Below are 240 nucleotides of genomic sequence, written 5' to 3' on the forward strand. Positions count from 1 at the left end.
GTGGTATTACCTGGTCATCGGTAGCAAGCACAGGAACAACCATATTGGCAAGAACATTTGCTCTAGGATTATTACTTTCTGTTAGAGGCGATAGCTCTGGACCTCCAAAAGCCTATGTTTATACGATTATGGGCAGCAAAGATAGAATAGCAAAATTTGGAATTACCAGAGCAATGGATCCTGATAGTAGACCAGCTAGGCAGATTTCAGATATTAATACTCGTTATCCAAAAGATGGTC

The 240-nt window shown here is 40.4% G+C and carries 1 protein-coding gene; it reads left to right on the top strand.

Annotated elements, in window-relative coordinates; genetic code table 11:
• Nucleotides 1-44: 44 nt before the first annotated feature.
• Nucleotides 45-240: hypothetical protein (locus SB764_RS44160; RefSeq protein WP_410867334.1), on the top strand; the 196-nt coding region annotated here is incomplete at its 3' end.

Source organism: Paraburkholderia sp. SIMBA_027 (genome assembly GCF_046535315.1).
In the GTDB taxonomy this organism is placed as follows: Bacteria; Pseudomonadota; Gammaproteobacteria; order Burkholderiales; family Burkholderiaceae; genus Paraburkholderia; species Paraburkholderia tropica.